Here is a 580-nt window from a genome sequence, read left to right on the forward strand (position 1 = left end):
GAGGGAAGGAGGGGGAAAGGAAAGAGACAAAAAAGGAAGGGGGGGAGGTGGAACTGGCCGAAGAAGGAAAGGGGCAAAGACGAACCGGCGAGAACAGGAACCGGCGCGAATAGAAGGGGCAAAAAGGACTAGTACTGGGCGACAGCGAAACGCTGGGAAAGAGGATGCAAAATAAGACAGAGACACACACACTGGGGAGAAATCAGGAGGATGAATTGGCAGAAGGAAGGGAAGAAAGATATGGAGGTAGGAAAAAGAAGGGAGAAAGGAGGAGAATACAGAAAGGAGAAAAGAGGAGGAAGGGGACAGGGGAACAGGAAAGGAGGGGACGATGGGAGAGAGAGCAGAAGAGGAGGAAAGAACAGGGAAGGACAGGGGACGAAAAGGAGGGGAGATGGGCGGGGGGGAAGAGGAAACGAAAGAGATGAGGGGGAAGGAAAAGGTGGCAGGAAAGTGGGGGGAGAGAAAGGGCGGGGAGGAGGAGAGAGAAAGGAAGGAGGAAGGGTTGAAGTAGGGGGGAAGGGGCTGTAGAGAGGTGGGAGGGAAAGAAAGAAAAATAAAAGTGGACAAGGTAAGGCAG

General features: G+C 53.3%; 1 protein-coding gene. It reads left to right on the forward strand.

From position 1 onward, the window contains the following. Nucleotides 1-210: 210 nt before the first annotated feature. A complete protein-coding gene (locus VE26_RS17690) occupies nucleotides 211-531 on the forward strand; it encodes a hypothetical protein (RefSeq protein WP_152658653.1) in 321 nt (106 codons plus the stop codon). The last annotated feature ends 49 nt before the right edge of the window (nucleotides 532-580 follow it).

It is taken from the genome of Devosia chinhatensis (assembly GCF_000969445.1).
Lineage (GTDB): Bacteria > Pseudomonadota > Alphaproteobacteria > Rhizobiales > Devosiaceae > Devosia > Devosia chinhatensis.

Excerpts from the sequence above, each read along its gene's own strand:
- VE26_RS17690 (WP_152658653.1), top strand. The coding sequence starts at position 211 with ATGAATTGGCAGAAGGAAGGGAAGAAAGATATGGAGGTAGGAAAAAGA.